Source organism: Candidatus Eisenbacteria bacterium, assembly GCA_016867495.1.
Taxonomy (GTDB): domain Bacteria; phylum Eisenbacteria; class RBG-16-71-46; order CAIMUX01; family VGJL01; genus VGJL01.
Genome location: VGJL01000369.1, coordinates 1 through 1536, shown reverse-complemented (window position 1 = coordinate 1536; position 1536 = coordinate 1). Strand labels below are relative to the sequence as shown.

Below are 1536 nucleotides of genomic sequence, written 5' to 3'. Positions count from 1 at the left end.
CGGTGCCGGTGGCAGCATCCGTTGCCGCCTGCGGGGTGATCGGCTTCCTCGGCCTCATGGTCCCGCACATCGCCCGCGGGATCGTCGGCGCGGCACACGAACGGATGCTCCCGGCCTGCGCCGTTCTTGGCGCGGGCCTTCTGCTCGCGGCCGATGTCGTGGCGCGCATCGTTCTCGCTCCGGCCGAGATGCCGGTCGGGGCGATCACTTCCGCGATCGGCGCGCCGTTTCTGATCTGGATCTGCATGCGAAGGAGGAACCCATGGGACTCTTCGGCTTCAACGCAGAGAAGAAGCTCTCCAAAGGACGGGAGCAGCTCTCGAAAGGGTTCTACTACGAGGCACGACTGACATTCGAGGAGGTCCTGCTCCACGACAAGGTCGATGAAGCGTTGCGAGGCCAGGCCAAGACCGGGTGGCGCGAGGCGCGCTCCGCAATGATCGCCGGACAGCTCGAGGAGGCGGCGCAACATCTCGCGTCGGGCGAGAAGGAGGAGGCCCTTGGCTCCTGGCGTGCCGTGATCGAGCTCGCGGGGAACGATCTCGACGCGGGAGATGCGCCGAGGATGATCGAGCTTCACGGGGGCGGGGAAGCGAAGATTCTCGAGGGACTCGACGAGATTGTGCCCGAGACGATCCAGCCGTCGGAGGAGGTCGAGGAGGAGGAGTTCTTCGGGGAGAGTCCGGACGAGGTCTTCGAGGTCCATCTGCAGACTCAGGACGAAGCGATCGCGGAGCGCTATCGTTCGTTCGGGCCGGCCTTCCGTGACGGATACCTCGCGCTCCAGGAGGGCAAGGCGACGGAGGCCCTGGAGCGCTTCTCCGCCGCGGCCGAGTCGGTCACCGTGGATCCGTTCTTTCGGCTTGAGAAGGCGCAGGCGCTCATGCTCGCGCGGTCGGACGAGGAGGCGCTCGGCGAGCTGTCGGCGATCGAGTTCCCGGCCGAATGCCCCGGGGAGGTTGCGAGAAAGGCGGAAGAGATGCGGGCGGTTCTTCTCGCGAGGACGGGAAAGAACGAGGAGGCGATCGAAGCTGCTCGACGCCTCTTCGAGGCCGCCGCCGATCAAGATGCCGCGCTCTTCCTCGGAGAGCTTCTGACGGAGAACGAGCGCTACGAGGAGGCGCTGAGAGTCCTGAAGCCCTACTCGCAGGCCGGCCGGCCCCAGCAGGAGATCGACGTGGCGCTCGCGCGGGCTCACGCGGGGGCGGGAAACACCAGGGAGGCGCTCGACCTCCTGGAGATGTCGGTCGAGGCCTACTTCCAGGGGCCGGCCTCACCCCGGGGGGCCGCGAGATTCCCGCTGGTGGCGGCGCGGGATCTTCTCACCCTGTACGTGATAGCGGGGGAGGAGTCGGAGAAGGTCCGGTCGCTCGCGCAACACCTGATCCGGCAGGATCCCGAGTCGGCCGAGACGTACAAAGCGCAACTCGTGGCCTATGCCAAGGCCCGCGGAGAGGGCGCGGCCGGCTAGCCGTGATCAAGTACATCGGCTCGAAGCGCCTGCTCATACCGAAGATCCTCGAGATCGTTCGCTCT

Annotated in this window: 2 protein-coding genes; both read left to right on the top strand. The window is 66.9% G+C overall.

What is annotated here, in order from left to right:
• Positions 1-2: 2 nt before the first annotated feature.
• Positions 3-350, top strand: a complete 348-nt coding sequence (locus FJY88_14325; GenBank protein MBM3288503.1) for an iron ABC transporter permease — start codon at positions 3-5, stop codon at positions 348-350.
• The gene (locus tag FJY88_14320; GenBank protein ID MBM3288502.1) at positions 263-1471 is read left to right on the top strand and encodes a hypothetical protein; all 1209 of its coding nucleotides are present in this window, start codon (positions 263-265) and stop codon (positions 1469-1471) included. Before FJY88_14325 ends, FJY88_14320 begins: the two co-directional genes overlap by 88 nt.
• The last annotated feature ends 65 nt before the right edge of the window (positions 1472-1536 follow it).

Excerpts from the sequence above, each read along its gene's own strand:
- FJY88_14320 (MBM3288502.1), top strand. The coding sequence starts at position 263 with ATGGGACTCTTCGGCTTCAACGCAGAGAAGAAGCTCTCCAAAGGACGG.